Raw genomic sequence first — 15,936 nt, forward strand, 5'->3', positions numbered from 1 at the left:
CTACGCTGCTAACATTCTAATTCCAGCAGTAACGAAGCTTAACATTCCTATCACTAGTACAATGAACAACCATTTCCGCTCTGGTTTTCTATAATATAAAATTCCACTTATTAGCATTACGATAAATCCACTTACCAGGTTCAGCCACAGTCCATTAAGCATGAATACCTTCTCCATCCATTACATTTAAGAAATATTCCTCTAAAGAACTATGTTTCTTATTAATACTTTCAATTTCCACATCGTTCATAATAAGTGCTTTTGAAATGGCTTGCTGTGTCACCGCCACTTCATAAACCCGAATCATGTTTCCACTCATTATTTTGTAGTTTTTTATACCAAGTTTATCTTCTAAAATATAAGCTGCACGCTTCACATCAGGAACAGTAATTTCAATGTACTCTGTTTGTTTTCCGTTAATACTCTTCATTGAAACTTCTTTTATTAGTTTTCCATTTTGAATGACACCAATTGTATCCGCCATTAATTCCATCTCACCTAAAATATGGCTAGAAACTAATAATGTAATGCCATATTCTTTGCAGAGCATTTTAAATAAGTCTCTTAATTCTTTAATACCAATTGGATCTAAACCGTTAATGGGTTCATCTAAAATGAGTAATTCTGGCTTTGTTACGATTGCCCTTGCAATACCGAGTCGTTGTTTCATTCCTAATGAAAAATCTTTTACTTTTTTATTATCTATACCTTGCAGCTTCACTAAATGTAAAGCATGGTCAATTTCATTTCTATCGTAATAGCCCATATATTCACAATGTAATTCTAAGTTTTCTTTCGCCGTTAATTTATCATAAAAGATTGGGTATTCAATAATTGTCCCCATTCTCTTTAATACTTCATAAGATGTATCTGTTAACTTCTCACCGAAAATTTCAATCTCACCGCTCGTCGGTTTTATTAAATTTGTAATCATTTTCATAATCGTTGTTTTACCAGCACCGTTTGGTCCTAAGAAACCGTAAATTTCTCCTTTTTTCACATGCATGTTAACACCGGAAATAACTTCTTTCCCTTTAAACACTTTCGTTAACTGATTTGTTTTTAATATATATGTCATGTTACTTTCCCCTTTCGCAATACTCTATATTTCTATAATAGACAACGGAAATCTCTTTTTTCTTACCCGTTTCTTACAAATTCCTTACGCTGAAAAAAAAGCTTGTAGAATCTACTTCTCTACAAGCTAAAACTGCATCTTTTTTAATGCAACTGTAAAAATTGTTTTTTCATACGGCTTACTAGAAAGATGAATTTTTCCATCCATCGCTTCCACAAGCCTTTTCGTAATCGTTAACCCTAAACCGCTCCCTTGGTACAATCTATTTCTTGAATCTTCAAGTGTGTACATACGCTCGAACACTTTATCAATATGCGATTCATCAATTCCTTTTCCTGTATCCCATACGTCTATATACACATTCGTTTCATCATCTCTTAACGTCATACCAAGTGTCTTTCCATCGTCTCCATATGTAATCGCATTTGATATTAAATTGTTCAATACCCTGCCTAATACTTCTACATTTCCAAGTGCATATATATTTCTTTCCGGTATATCAATATGAACATGAAAACCTTTCGATGTTACTAAATCATAAAAAGATAAAATCTTCTCACGACAAACCTCATTCATATTTACTTTTGTCATCTCGATTGCCTTGTCACCAGATTCTAGTTTTGCTAAATCAAAAAACTTATGAATCAGTTCCATTACTTCTAGTGTTTTCACATGCACCTTTTCAAGTAATATTTGCTGTTCTTCTTTATTCATCGTTTTGTCCTTATTTAACATTTCTGTATATCCAAGAATAACTGTTAGTGGCGTCTTTAAATCATGTGAAATATTTGAAAGCATTTTTCTCATCGAAATTTCTACTTTTGCATGATCTGCATTCGTTTTCTGTTTTGCATCTAATAATTGATTAATTGCCACTAATAATTTTTGCAATTCTAGATCATCTGTCATAACGAGTAACTTCTCGCCCGTTTGTACATTTACAATATTTTCTAACTTTTCATATGTGTATCGTAAATTTTTACTACTATTTTTTCTCATTTTATATTGTATGTAAATGACACATAACAATATAAAAATAATACTTATTAACAAATTGACCATATTACATCACTTCCAACTTATAGCCGATACCCCATAACGTTTTAATATATTCTGGATTAGATGGATCACTTTCGATTTTCTCACGCAACCTTCTCATATGAACATTAATAACGTTATCGTCACCGTAATACTCTTCGTTCCAAATTAGTGTATATATTTGTGCTTTTGTAAATACACGATTTTGATTCTTTACAAACAATTTTAGAATCTCAAATTCTTTTAAAGTAAGTTTGAGAGGCTTCCCGTTTTTTTCTACAGTAAAATTAATTGGATCAATCGTTAAATCACCAATTTGAATCATCTTTTCTGTTGTTTCTGTAGCCGAATATTTCGTAGATCTTCGAATACCTGCCTTTACACGTGCAGCTAATTCAATCATAGAAAATGGCTTACAAATGTAATCATCTGCTCCAAGTCCTAATCCAACAGCTTTATCAACATCTGTATCTTTTGCCGACATCATTAAAATCGGAACAGCACTTTTTTCTCGAATGATTCGTACAACCTCTAAGCCATCTAGCTTCGGCATCATAATGTCGAGGATAATCAAATCAAATGAACCTTTTAAATATGTGTTCACGCCTTCTTCTCCATCAGACGCAATTGTTACTTGAAAGCCCTCTTTTATCAAATACTTTTCCACCATCTCTTGAATTGAGAGATCATCTTCAACTAATAAAATATGATGTGACATATGTCTATCCCCTTTTTACAAACGTTAAGAACTCAATTGTATCGTAACTACTACAGACTGGAAACAAATATATGAATTTTCAAACCAACTTCCCTTCCTTCCTTAACAATGATATGATGAAATTCACTATGATTGTTCATAATTAACTTTATATAAAGGAGACTTATCATGTCAGAAAACAAAAAAGTAAGCTTAGCTGATTTAATGCGTGAACAACTTGCTAAGAAAAAGCAAGGAAATGGAAATGGTCAAAATGCAAAAAATCAAAGCCAAGAAACAAAAAAACTACAAAATCAACAAACGAAAAAGACAAACAACCAACGTAGACGTACAGGTGTGTAAATGAACGGACAAAAACGTTCTAATATCGCACCCGGTCTTGAAGTTGATATTGTATTAAAACAAGATCAACGAACAGGTAAATTAACACGTGGCATTGTAAAAGATATTTTAACAAACTCCCCTTCCCATCCGCATGGCATTAAAGTGCGATTGCAGGACGGACAAGTCGGTAGAGTACAAAATATCGTTCAATAAGAAAAGGAGCTCAAGTAAACTCGAGCTCCTTTTCTTTATTAACCTTTAATTTTCTCGATGAAAACTACTTTTAAATAGTCTCCTTCTTTAAATTGATCAATGGTACGGAAATCTTCTGGTAAAGAATGTTCTTCTAATATTTTATATTTGCCATTCATTTCTTTAAAGGCTGTATCGATAAAGCCTTTAAACTTTTTCATATCGAATGCGCTACAATTTGTAGAAGCAACGATAATTCCGTTATTTTCTGTAATGGCAATTGTTTCTTTTAATAAGTTTTTATAATCTTTCGCTGCACTAAATGTATATTTTTTTGATCGGGCGAAGCTTGGAGGATCAAGTACGACCATATCAAATTTCATCTTTTTCTTAGCTGCATATTTGAAGTAAAGAAATACATCTTCTACAATAATATCTTGTGCTTCATAATCAACTTCATTTACACTAAACTGCTCAATCGTTTTACTTAAACTACGATTTGCAAGGTCGACACTCGTCGTTTTACTCGCTCCACCAAGCGCTGCAAATACAGAGAAAGCACCTGTATAAGAGAACATATTTAACACAGTTCTTCCCTTCGCATATTTATCACGAATTTGTTTTCGCACGTTACGTTGATCTAAAAATACGCCAACCATCGCTCCGTCATTTAAATAAACAGCGAAGTTCACACCATTCTCTTTTACGATAAGCGGGAACTCACCGCGCTCTCCTGCTACGAAATCATCGCCTTCAATGTATTTCCCTTTCGTATCAAAACGCTTTTTCTCATAAATACCTTTAAAGTTTGCTACTTTTTGAAGAGCGGCTATAATCTCATCTCTGAAAGTGTAAATCCCTTCACTATACCAACTTACTACGTAGTAGCCATCATAATAATCGATAATTAGTCCTCCAAGACCATCACCTTCACCATTCACCACACGGAATGCTGTCGTATCACTTGATTTGTAAAATTGCTTTCGTTTATGTAAGGCAGATTTGATTTTACTTTCAAAGAAAGATTGATTAATTTGTTCACTCTCTTTTCTCGTTAAAATCCAGCCATATCCTTTATTTTGTTTTCCATAATAACCTTTTCCGACAAAGTTGTTCTTCTCATCTACTACTTTAATGATTGTTCCTTCTTCCTGAACATCATTTAAATTTTGAATCGCATCTTTTAAAATAAGCGGATATCCACTTTTAATTTCTTTTATAAATTTCGGTTTTATTTTTACTGTTACTTCTGATCGCATATAATAACTTCCTTTCCATTTGCATGCTTTCTCTACAGGAAGCATTTAAAAAACGAGACTGAAAAAACAGCCTCGTTTCACTATACCATATTATTGCTTTGCTAGTACAACTAGCTCATTCTCGCACTTAATCGCCACATATTTACTACGTTTTGAAATGAAAATCTCACTGTCCAAAATAATAGAAAAAAACTTATATATTTCACATTTATCATTGACAATGATAATGATTTTCATTATCATTTAATGTATATGAGTTCTTGAAAATATAGCTACATTTATAGGAGGAATAAACATGATTATTGTTACAAATACAGCTAAAATTACAAAGGGAAATGGACATAAATTAATTGAGCGTTTTAATAAAGTAGGTAAAGTTGAAACGATGCCAGGCTTTTTAGGTCTAGAAGTTCTTTTAACGCAAAATACAGTTGATTATGATGAAGTAACAATTAGCACTCGCTGGAATGCAAAAGAAGATTTCCAAGGTTGGACAAAGAGCGCTGCATTTAAAGATGCTCACTCACATCAAGGCGGAATGCCAGAATATATTCTTGATAATAAAATTGCTTACTATGATGTAAAAGTTGTACGTATGCCAATGGCTGCAGCACAGTAAAAACAGTCCTTTTTTAAAGTATAGAATATGAGAAGCGTTACCTATCACTTCTCATATTCTATACTTTTTTCTTTAATTTCTTTTTACTAATTTTGCGTGTACAACTAGCCTTCCAGCCTCTGGATCAAGCGCATAATCACAAGTAGAAAGTGTTACGATTTCATCATTAGCCGTCAATTCCGTATCCGTTTTGTACAGTGATTTTTCTTGAATTTCCTTTAAGAACGATGTATATGCTGCATCATTTTCAAAATCCGTTTCAATGTAATAAAAGTCCGTTGTTGTCGTGTATACTGAAAAAACTTCCACGTCGTATCCTTCAAATAATGTATCGTAATATAATTTACGATGAGACATAAAAAAGTCTTCATCCAACATCTTTTTTAAACTACCAAACATAGAACCGTCTTTCATACGATGGCCATATAAAATCGTATTTCGATTTTGAGATTTCACATCATTACGATGGTCCATAAAAATGCTTCCCGCTCTCATATCTTCACCTTTATAATTACGAAATAAATAGTAATCATTATCTTTTGCTTGAACGATTGGATAATTAATTTGTGTATCATCCATCGTAATCCATCCGACTATCTCTGGATTAATTTTCTGGAGATCCTGAAACTGTTTACGTACCTCTCCATCTTCTGATTTTTCTTCCATTGGACTTCTTTTATAAATATGTTGTGCCTCAGCCATTACTTTACGATTTTCATAATAATCCATGAAAATCCCGCCCAACTCATAAATTGAATAGAAAAAGATTCCTAAAAACACAATTGTAAGTATGCGTTGAAAAAAAGAATTCTTTTTCCGTCCTTTCTTACTATTCAAATTATCACCTCAAAACGGATTATGCTCAGCCTTTAGATTCCCATAGGTACCATGTACAATCCGGTATCTTCATCCTGCTTTACAATGACATCTACACCATATATTGCTTTAACCATTTCTTCTGTTATTACATCATTAGGAATACCTTTCGTAATGATTTCTCCATCTTTCATAACGATAATATGGTCGCTATAACGAATGGCTTGATTAATATCATGTAATACCATTACAATCGTTAGTCCATGCACTTCATTTAACTCTTTCACTAACTCTAATATTTCTAACTGATAGTAAATATCTAAATATGTGGTCGGTTCATCTAAGAAGAGCATTGGTGTATTTTGAGCTAATGTCATCGCGATCCAAACTCGCTGCCTCTCTCCACCAGATAAAGCATAAATTGGCTTATCACGCTTACTTTGTAAATTCGTACATACTAGTGCACGCTCAATCGCTTCTCTATCTTCATCTGTTTGCGGAGAGAATATATTTTTATATGGCATACGCCCGAAGCTTATTAGCTTTTCCACTGCAATATCTGCTGGAGCCTCATTTTGTTGATGGACAACCGCTAGCTTTCTAGCAAACTCTTTCGGTTTATATTCACCAATCGCTTTCCCATCAAGTATTACTTCTCCACTGCTAGGAGCGTGGTTTCTAGACATGACACTAAGTAATGTTGATTTCCCACATCCATTCGGTCCAATGATTGTTGTAATTTTCCCAATTTCTATTTCACCACTAACAGACTTTAAACGATTTGTTACGTTATCGTATGAAAAGGTTACATTTTTAATTTCCATGAACTTTATCACTCTTTCTAAGCAAAAATATTAAGAATGGACCACCAATAACCGCCATAATTGTTGCTGCTGGAATTTCGTTAGGTGGCACAATTAACCTTCCAATTGTATCTGCCGTCAAAATTAATAACGCCCCTGCAAGAGCAGAAAATGGAATTAATACTTTATGGTCTGAACCGACTAATTGTCTTGAAATATGCGGAACTAGTAATCCTACAAAAGCAATAACACCTGCAATCGCTGTTGATACTGCCGCTAAGAGTACTGCAATGGCAGAAATAATAAGACGAACTCTCGTCACGTGCAAGCCTAAGTTTTTCGCAGTCTTATCTTGTAGCGATAATAAGTTACACCAAGCTCCTACGAACAGAGCAAGAATAAGACCAATCGTTCCATAAGTCACCATTATTTCTACATCGCCCCACGTCTTCATTGTTATGTTAGAAGTCGTCGTTTGCTTAATACTCTTAATAAAATACCCACAAATCGTAACGAATGATTCATTTAATCCAGTAAACATTGCATTAATGGCAATACCAATTAAAATAATGCGAAGCGGGCTTAATCCTGATTTCCATGAAAACGAATAAACGAGATAACATGCAAGCGCACCACCTAAAAAGGCGAATACGGGTGTCCAGAAAAAGAATTGCGGGAACAACGTAATAATAACGAGTGTCATAAAACTTGCTCCTGAAGATATACCGATTACCCCAGCATCGGCGAGTGGATTTTTCATAACAGCTTGAAAAAGCACACCTGAAACAGCGAGAGCCGCTCCAGTGAACAACGCAATAATAATACGCGGGAAACGTAAATCTTTAATGACTTCAACATCTTCATTTCCACCTGTAAATATCCCTTGTACAAGTTCAACAATACCTACTTCTAAACTCCCTTTCATCGCTGACAATGATGTCATAACAATAAGCAATGCAGTAACAATGAGGAAACTCCAAGTTTTTTTATTCATTCTACTCTTCCTTTATATTAAAATGCATCACGGATACATCATTTTTTTCAATTCATCTAACGCTTCAATTGCTGCTAAATTGCCTGTCGTTCCAAATAAACGCTCTTCTAAATCGTAAACACGGTTATTTTTAACCGCAGCAAAGTGTTTCCAAATATCATTTGTTTTAAATTCTTTATCAAACATTTTTACAACTTCATCAGGCATACCATGAGCTGCTCGTAAAATAATATCTGGATCAGCTTTCTTTAAATACTCTGTATTAGAAGCTAAATATTCTACTTGTTCACCTTGCACAATATTTTTACCACCTAGTTGTTTCACTAAATCTCCAATATAAGAATGCTCTGTTGCTACTAAATAACTTCCCGGCACACCTAATAAAACAAGTACTGTCGGTTCTTTCTTTCCTTTTACTTCTTTTTGAATGCTAGCAACCTTTTTATCTAATTTAGTTACTACTGCTTCGGCCTGTTTTTCACGCCCATATTTCTTACCTAAATGGCTAATAGAACTTTGCATATTTTTCAAACTCGTTAAATCTAAAAAGTTTGCTTTCATACCCACACCATCAAAAACTGGCTTTAATTCATATTCAAGTGTTGTCACAGATAACACTTCTGAAGGCTTTAATGACTTTACCTTTTCCATATCTGGACTCATTGGATTCCCAACTTCAGGTAAACCTTTATATCGCTTCGGTAAAGTTTTAGAGCTTGTTGGAACGCCAACTAAATCTACTTCTAACGCATCCATAATTTCAGTAACAGCCACTGTTGTTGCAACAACGCGCTCTTTACTCTCACTCTTTACCTGCTTTGCTGTTTCTTTTTTTGGTGATGAGCACCCGGCTATACTCATTAACAAAATGATAGCCATTAGTACACTTGCAATTTTCTTCACTCTCAATCACCACTCCTTTCCATACAATATGAAACAAGTCTTGATACACGCGAATATGCATCAAGACTCCAAAAATTACAATCTACCTGCTCTATATTTACGAATTAGTAAAGCAAGTGAACCTAGCAGTAACACCATGTATAAACCAAGTTGTGCTGTATCTGCAGTTTTTGAGTTTTTCTCTTTTTTTGAATCATTTTTTGTATCTTCTTTTTTCTTCTGACCATCTGCATTTCGGTTAAAATCAGGAGTACCTACTGTTTTTACATTATCTACTTTCGGTGTAGTCACTGGATTTTTCGGTTCATTTTTCGGTTCCTCTTTAATAGTTCCTAACGCGCCGATATTATTTGTATCAAATTGAATTTGTACATCGTAGAAATGATGGTAGTTCATCTCATCGATGTCTACCTTTACTTTTGCATTTAATTTTTTAAATAGATCTTCTACTTCAAACTGTACTACTCGCGTATTTGCATTTTTATCTTCGCTTACTACTTTCGCATCAGCGAATAGTTCCTTATTTTCCGTTTGGAATTTCGTAATCCACGCACTATTTTTCAGCGTCATCTCAATGTATTTTTTACCATCTTTTACGATTAATTTCGCTGGATTTACAACATAGTCATGCATCTTTGAAATCTCATCTGTTTTATCTTTTAATACTTTAAATGTAATATCATATTGGCCATCTACTAAATTTTTCGGATCAACTATTACTCTCGGTTTATTATTTTCATCTTGGTTGTTGTTTCCACCTTGGTTGTCGTTTCCGCCTTGGTTGTCGTTTCCACCTTGGTTGTCGTTTCCGCCTTGGTTGTCGTTTTCACCTTGGTTGTCGTTTCCGCCTTGGTTGTCGTTTCCGCCTTGGTTCCCTAAAGCTTTAATACTGTCTTGATCAAATACAAATTGAACATCATAGACATGGTGATAATTCATTGAATCAATATCTACTTTTACTTTTGCATTTAATTTTTTAGACAAATCGTTTACTTCTACTTCTACTACTCTTGTATTTTGTTCTTTATTTTCACTTAACACTTTTGCATTAACGAAAGAACCATTTTTCTCAAATTCAAATTTCGTAATCCATGTACTATTTGTTAATGTAAACGATACGTATTTCTTACCATCTTTTACTTTTAATACACCTGGGCTTTTTGTGTATGTGTTCATCATTGAGATTTCATCTGTTTGATCTTTTAACACTTTAAAGCCAATTCTGTATTCACCATCTTTAAGAGCTTTTGGATCAATTGTTGTGTTATTATCTTGGTTGGTGTTTTCACCTTGGTTGGTGTTTCCACCTTGGTTGGTGTTTTCACCTTGGTTGGTGTTTTCACCTTGGTTGGTGTTTTCACCTTGGTTGGTGTTTTCACCTTGGTTGGTGTTTCCACCTTGGTTGGTGTTTCCACCTTGGTTGGTGTTTTCACCTTGGTTATCTAACGGCTTAATGCTACCTTTATCAAATGCAAATTGAATATCGTAAAAATGGTGATAATTCATTGAATCGATATCTACTTTTACTTTTGCATTTAACTTTTTCGATAAATCTGGTACTTCTACTTCCACTACGCGTGTATCAGTTTTTTTATCTTCACTTATTACATTTGCATCAACAAACGAACTATTTTTCTCAAATTCAAATTTTGTAATCCAAGAACTGTTCGTTAACGTAAATGATACATACTTCTTACCATCTTTTACTTTTAGCACACCTGGACTTTTTGTATATGTGTTCATCATTGAAATTTCGTCTGTTTGATCTTTTAATGCCTTAAAATTGATGCTGTATTCACCATCTTTAATTGTTTCAGCATCTGGTTTTTTATTTTCATCTGGTTTTTCTACTTCCGGTTTTTCTACTTCTGGTTTTTCTGCTTCCGGTTTTTCTACTTCTGGTTTTTCTACTTCTGGTTGTTTCTCTTCATTTTTAATTTGTTCAAGTTTATCTTGTTCAAATAAAAGTTGTACATCATGCGTTTGCTTATAATTTCTTGATGCCATTTCGATAAATACTTTTGTATTTAGTTTTTTAGATAAATCGTTTACTTCAAACTCTACTACTCTTGTATCTTTTTCCTTATCCTCACTCACTACTTTTGCATCAACAAATGCGCCATCTTTTTCCGTTTGGAAATTTTTAATTAATGAGCTACTTTTTAGTGTTACAATTGCTTTTTTCTTACCGTCTTCTACTTTTAATACTCCTGGATTTACCATGTAACTATTCATCTTAGATTCTTCATCTGTTTGATCTTTTAACACTTTAAATGGAATGCTGTACGCACCATCTGTAATTGTGTTAGAATTTGGTTGTTGATCTGGGTCAGGCTTTTGGTCGGGCTTCTGACCTGGATCGGTAGTTTCATTTGGATCTGGCTTATTAGCTGGGTCCTCTTTTTCATTTGGTTTTTCTACATGAATTGGTGTAATGCTATTTTGATCAAATGCAATACGAACGTCGTACTCATGATGATAATTTAAAAAATCAATATCTACTTTTACTTTTGCATTTAATACCTTTTCTACATCTTCTACATCAAATTTTACTACTCTTGTATCTTTTTCTTTATCTTCACTAATTACATTTGTCGCAACTAGCTTACCTGCTTTTTCTGTTTCAAACTTCGTAATCCATGAACTATTCGTTAATGTAAAGGATACTTTCTTTTTCCCATCCTTCACTTTTAAAGTTCCCGGACTTACTGAATATTGATTCATCATCGATTCTTCATCTGATGTATCTTTTAAAACTTTGAAGCCAATTGAATATTCACCGTCAGCCAACTTGGTAGCTGCTTGAACTGCAAGTGGTTGTAATGTTGATACGAATGTAAATATCATTAAAAACATAGCAACAATAATTTTTGTATACCTGTTCAATGGAACGACTCTCCCTTTTGAAAATTATTTAATACTGTTCCCATCAAATACAAAGCGAATATCATACGAAGCATTATAATTAATAATTGGAATATTAATTTTCACCTTGCCATTTAGTTTTTTTGACAAGTCAGCAACTTCAAATTCTACAACTCTAGTATTATCTTTTTTGTTTTCACTTAACACGGTTGTTTCTACAAATTGACCATCTTTTTCTACTTGGAAACTTTTAATAGAAGCACTATCTTTCACTTTAAATGAAACATATTGTTTTCCATTTTTAACTGTTAATGTTGCTGGGCTTTCAAAATAACTATTCATTCTAGACGGTTCATCTTTATCGCCTTTCCATACAGTAAAAGCAATATTATATTTTCCATCAGCTAGTTTTGTAGCAGCCTTTGCATCTTGTAAACCTAGTGTTGCGATAAATGTAAATAAAACAGCAAATACGGCAATAATCATTTTAAATTGTTTAAACATATATTCATCACCCTTCAAAAGATTTATTTACTCAAGTTCACTTTACGAATTAAGAAAGCACCTGAAATAAGAATTAACGCTGCAAACAATCCAATACGTGCTTCATCGCCTGTTTTTGGGTTATCTGTTTTTTCAGCTTTTCCATTTTCATTTTTTGTTTCTTTGTTCACTTCTTTAGCTGTTTCCTTACTCTCTACTTTTGCTCCCTCTTCTTTTACTTGTGTATCTGTTTTCGCTTGATCATTATTTTTTGTTGTAGCAGCTACGCCATTATCGCCACCTACAGCTTTTACATTTGCATCAAATGCAAAACGAATTGTGTAGTGGTGGTCATAGTTTGCACTTGGTACAACAACATGAATTTTTACAGCTGCCGGTTTGGATAAATCATCTACTTTAAACTCTACTGTTCTTTTATCTGCCGATTCATCTTTACTAACAACTTTCGCATCAACAAAATTTCCGTTCTCTGGTGCTTTAAATTCTGTAATCCAAGCACTATGATTCATCGGAACTTGTACTCTCATCTCACCGTTTTTCACTATTAATTTTGCTGGCTTTTCAAAATAGTCATTTGCCATTGAAGCTGAATCATTTTCCGCTTTTTGAATTACGTAATTAATATCGTAAGTACCATCAGCTAGTTTTGCTGAAGCATTGCCGTATGGCATTACAAGAAAAGCTAGCATACATACGAACGTTATAATAAAAGCGGGTAATACAGAAACCTTTTTCATTTTTCTTGTTTCCTCCTTGGTTATCTTTCATTTCACTTTTCCGAAAATGATAATTATTCTCAATTCATAAGAAAAAAATAATCTCTTCTACCTATTATTTAATTAGCATTCTTTTATGTAACATAAGCATTATTGATTATCATTCTCAATGTAAGTCAAAAAAAATAAACTTTCTCTTCTCCTCTTCTTTCACCTCTTCCCATAACAACACTATAGTTATAGAAACCCCGTTTCCCTCACTTCCCTTCCAATATTTCCACAACTAAGTCAATCTTAGCCTACTCATAAATTTTTTGTCAACTATATTACGTATAAAATTTTTAATATCTAAATTTCTCTATATGCGGCTTTTTTTACAAAAAAAGAGACTTTCTATTATAGAAAGCCTCTTTTCTCTATTTTTCTACAGCAATTTCCTGCTTTTGAAACTTAGAAACTATATAACCAAATCCTATACCGATTATGCCTGGAACTAACCAACCAATTCCTACACTATATAATGGAATCTTATCTAAAATAGGTGCTAGCGCTGCAATTTGAAGGTTTGCATTGTGTAACCCATCAAAGAAACTTATTGCAAATGCTCCTACAATCCCGCCCACATACATCGCTAATGGAAGACGAACGTAGTTTTCAACAAGTGATAATACGATAAGTACGATTCCAATTGGATAAATTGCGATTAAGATTGGTAATGCTAATGCATTTAACTGAGTTAACCCAAGGTTTGCTACCATAAATGCTAATACACAGAAAATGAAAACGACTTTTTGATAAGAAAGCTTTGGTAATAAAGAAGAGAAGTAATCACCACAAGCTGCAACAATACCTACAGAAGTTGTTAAACATGCTGCTGTAATTGCGATCCCTAGTAATAAAGTTCCGTAGCTACCAAATAAATGATTCACGACATTTGTTAAAATAATTCCTCCGTTTGCGCCCATTCCAAGTGACACACTAGAAGCTCCAAGATAAGCAAGTGCTAAATAGACAAGTAGTAGACCTAGCGCTGCAATAAATCCCGCAAAGATTGTTACTTTTGCAATACTGTTTTTATTTGTAATGCCTTTTTCTTTTAACGCATGAATTACAACATTTCCGAATACCAGTGCTGCAAGTCCATCTAAAGTTAAATATCCATCAATAAATCCTTTAAAGAGAGGAGCACTATACGCTTCTGTCGGTGCACCAAATTCTCCAATTGGTGTAATAAGTGCTTTACCTACGATAATTGCAATAACAGCTAATAATATTGGAGTTAGCACTTTACCAATACGACCCACTAATTTCGAAGGGTTTAAAGCTAAATAGAAAGTTACGGCAAAGAAAATGAATGTAAAGATAACAAGTGGATACGATTGACCAGCTATGTCACTTGGTAAAAACGGTGCGACACTCATTTCATAAGCAACAGTTCCTGTACGCGGCACACTTACGAATACGCCTAAACATAAATAAATTGCAGTGATAAAAACAAGTGCGAATATAGGGTGCACACGCCCTGCTAGCTCATTTATATCTCCCTTTAAAGCTATAACAATAACTCCTAATAAAGGTAATCCAACACCCGTTACGATAAAACCAAACAATGCGATCCATACATCTGTTCCAGCCCCTTGTCCTAATGCTGGTGGAAAAATCATATTACCCGCACCGAAAAATAGTGCAAATAACATTAAACTTATTGCAAACATCTCAGAAAACTTTAAAGATGATTTCATTTCTACTAACCTCCTAAATAATTATAAATTAACAAAATATTCTGAATTGAAATCCGTCACATATCCTCTTTCAAGCATACTTCCCCGTAAAAGAACGCAAAAAACACCCGTCCCTAACAAAGGGACGAGTGTTGAAATCGTGGTTCCACCCTTATTCTAATAAAATGAATTTATAACGAAATAAGCTCATTTTATAGCTCGTGTAAATTGATAACGGTTTTATCCGCCAAGAATTACAATGCATCATGTATGCAGTTCACTCTTGAAGTTTAGAGGTGGTAAGCTTGTCTTTTCGTATTAGGAAGCTCACAGCCTAAGGCTTCCCTCTCTGAGAATCGTAAAATACAACTCATGTCCTCATCATTACTTTTATAAAATATCTTGTCGAAACTTGTTGTTTTTTATTATATGGGCTATTTTTTAAAAAATCAATAGTTTTATTTTTTCTGACAAAAAAATATAGGGAGAAAATTTCCCCTCCCTATAACTGCCCTATTAAAATTTCTAACTCTTCAGCTGTAACGCTCCGCCACTTTCCAACTTCAAGCTCATTTAGCTCTATATTCATAATGCGTACTCGCTTTAGCTTTATTACAGTAAATCCGAAAGCACGACTCATTCTACGAATTTGCCTGTTCATTCCTTGCGTTAAAACGATACGAAATGTTGATTGATCGACTCTTGTCACTTTGCACGGCTTCGTCATTCCATCTTTAATCTTTACACCGCGGGACATCTCATCAATAAACCAGTCCGTAAAAGGTTTATCGACTGTGACAACATATTCTTTCTCGTGCTCATGATCACCGTGTAAAATTTGATTCGCAATGCCGCCGTCATTCGTTAATAAGATAAGTCCTTCCGATGCTTTATCTAATCGCCCAACTGGAAAGATTCGCTCTGGGTAATTGATATAATCAATAATATTATCTTCAATATGATCGGCTGCTGTACAAGTAATTCCGACTGGTTTATGAAATGCGATATACACTTTTTCTTTCTCTTCTTTTACAATAACTTGCCCATCAATCGTTACCCTATCACCATCGCTTACGAGTGCACCGTGCGTACATATTTCGCCGTTAATAGCCACGCGTCCAGCTTTAATGAGACGATCTGTTTCACGTCTGGAGCATGATTTTGCTTCGCTTATGTATTGGTTGATTTTCATGTTCTATTCCTTTTCACATATATTAAAAGCGTCAATCTATGGCAATATCATTCTGCCACGATTGACGCTTTTTCACTTCGCAAAAACAACTAAATAAATAACCCCAATCACCAAAAATATTCCACAACAAGCTAACAATACTTTTGCAAGTTTGTCCATAAACATATAATGGTTTCCCCTTTGTTTCGTTGTTT

17 protein-coding genes and 1 other annotated feature are annotated in these 15,936 nt (G+C 34.0%); of the genes, 3 read left to right on the forward strand and 14 right to left on the reverse strand.

The window, feature by feature from the left end:
- The 4 genes from V6946_RS24230 to V6946_RS24245 form a co-directional block, all read right to left on the reverse strand.
- Positions 1–162, reverse strand: coding sequence for a hypothetical protein (locus V6946_RS24230; RefSeq protein WP_000931813.1), 162 nt, complete (start codon positions 160–162; stop codon positions 1–3).
- The gene (locus tag V6946_RS24235) at positions 155–1,078 is read right to left on the reverse strand and encodes an ABC transporter ATP-binding protein (protein WP_000221071.1); all 924 of its coding nucleotides are present in this window, start codon (positions 1,076–1,078) and stop codon (positions 155–157) included. The genes V6946_RS24230 and V6946_RS24235 overlap by 8 nt, the downstream gene beginning before the upstream one ends.
- Positions 1,079–1,204: 126 nt before the next feature.
- Complete coding sequence (locus V6946_RS24240; protein ID WP_016125943.1) at positions 1,205–2,140, reverse strand: HAMP domain-containing histidine kinase; 936 nt, start codon at positions 2,138–2,140, stop codon at positions 1,205–1,207.
- Between the two features lies 1 nt (position 2,141).
- Positions 2,142–2,834, reverse strand: coding sequence for a response regulator transcription factor (locus V6946_RS24245; protein WP_000018056.1), 693 nt, complete (start codon positions 2,832–2,834; stop codon positions 2,142–2,144).
- 168 nt (positions 2,835–3,002) lie between these two features.
- Here V6946_RS24245 and V6946_RS24250 point away from each other — a divergent pair, with 168 nt between their 5' ends.
- Together V6946_RS24250 and V6946_RS24255 are read left to right on the forward strand one after the other, a co-directional pair.
- Positions 3,003–3,176 (forward strand): hypothetical protein, encoded by a 174-nt coding sequence (locus V6946_RS24250; RefSeq protein ID WP_001293578.1) that lies wholly within the window; start codon positions 3,003–3,005, stop codon positions 3,174–3,176.
- Positions 3,177–3,371: a YwbE family protein gene (locus V6946_RS24255; RefSeq protein WP_001014310.1), complete on the forward strand. Its 195-nt coding sequence runs from the start codon at positions 3,177–3,179 to the stop codon at positions 3,369–3,371.
- A 38-nt stretch (positions 3,372–3,409) separates the two neighbouring features.
- On the opposite strand, the gene V6946_RS24260 is transcribed toward V6946_RS24255, so the two are convergent.
- A complete protein-coding gene (locus V6946_RS24260; RefSeq protein ID WP_006916399.1) occupies positions 3,410–4,609 on the reverse strand; it encodes a class I SAM-dependent rRNA methyltransferase in 1,200 nt (399 codons plus the stop codon).
- A 295-nt stretch (positions 4,610–4,904) separates the two neighbouring features.
- Here V6946_RS24260 and isdG point away from each other — a divergent pair, with 295 nt between their 5' ends.
- Positions 4,905–5,228 carry a heme oxygenase gene (gene isdG / locus V6946_RS24265; protein WP_000587818.1) on the forward strand — a complete coding sequence of 108 codons (324 nt, stop codon included), beginning with the start codon at positions 4,905–4,907 and terminating at the stop codon, positions 5,226–5,228.
- A 72-nt stretch (positions 5,229–5,300) separates the two neighbouring features.
- Here isdG and srtB read toward each other — a convergent pair whose 3' ends face one another.
- From srtB to V6946_RS24310, 9 genes are all read right to left on the reverse strand, one after another.
- Complete coding sequence (gene srtB, locus V6946_RS24270; protein WP_001086120.1) at positions 5,301–6,065, reverse strand: class B sortase; 765 nt, start codon at positions 6,063–6,065, stop codon at positions 5,301–5,303.
- Between the two features lie 32 nt (positions 6,066–6,097).
- The gene (locus V6946_RS24275) at positions 6,098–6,868 is read right to left on the reverse strand and encodes an ABC transporter ATP-binding protein (protein WP_366982252.1); all 771 of its coding nucleotides are present in this window, start codon (positions 6,866–6,868) and stop codon (positions 6,098–6,100) included.
- Entirely contained in the window at positions 6,858–7,841 is a 984-nt protein-coding gene (locus tag V6946_RS24280; protein WP_001036848.1) for an iron ABC transporter permease, read from the reverse strand. The genes V6946_RS24275 and V6946_RS24280 overlap by 11 nt, the downstream gene beginning before the upstream one ends.
- Before the next feature lie 27 nt (positions 7,842–7,868).
- On the reverse strand, positions 7,869–8,750 hold the full coding sequence (gene isdE / locus V6946_RS24285; protein WP_006926504.1) for a heme ABC transporter substrate-binding protein IsdE: 882 nt from the start codon (positions 8,748–8,750) through the stop codon (positions 7,869–7,871).
- Between the two features lie 69 nt (positions 8,751–8,819).
- Positions 8,820–11,630, reverse strand: a complete 2,811-nt coding sequence (locus V6946_RS24290; protein WP_366982251.1) for an NEAT domain-containing protein — start codon at positions 11,628–11,630, stop codon at positions 8,820–8,822.
- A gap of 24 nt (positions 11,631–11,654) precedes the next feature.
- A complete protein-coding gene (locus V6946_RS24295; RefSeq protein ID WP_006926502.1) occupies positions 11,655–12,113 on the reverse strand; it encodes an NEAT domain-containing protein in 459 nt (152 codons plus the stop codon).
- A 23-nt stretch (positions 12,114–12,136) separates the two neighbouring features.
- A complete protein-coding gene (isdC, locus tag V6946_RS24300; RefSeq protein WP_006926501.1) occupies positions 12,137–12,850 on the reverse strand; it encodes a heme uptake protein IsdC in 714 nt (237 codons plus the stop codon).
- Between the two features lie 395 nt (positions 12,851–13,245).
- Positions 13,246–14,571 (reverse strand): branched-chain amino acid transport system II carrier protein BrnQ6, encoded by a 1,326-nt coding sequence (gene brnQ6 / locus V6946_RS24305; protein ID WP_006926500.1) that lies wholly within the window; start codon positions 14,569–14,571, stop codon positions 13,246–13,248.
- Between the two features lie 117 nt (positions 14,572–14,688).
- Positions 14,689–14,944 (reverse strand) — a binding site (T-box leader).
- Between the two features lie 108 nt (positions 14,945–15,052).
- Positions 15,053–15,742: a 23S rRNA pseudouridine(2604) synthase RluF gene (locus V6946_RS24310; protein WP_000700729.1), complete on the reverse strand. Its 690-nt coding sequence runs from the start codon at positions 15,740–15,742 to the stop codon at positions 15,053–15,055.
- Positions 15,743–15,936 lie beyond the last annotated feature (194 nt).

The sequence above is a fragment of the Bacillus sp. PPSBB_2 genome (assembly GCF_045291115.1).
Taxonomy (GTDB): Bacteria; Bacillota; Bacilli; order Bacillales; family Bacillaceae_G; genus Bacillus_A; species Bacillus_A cereus.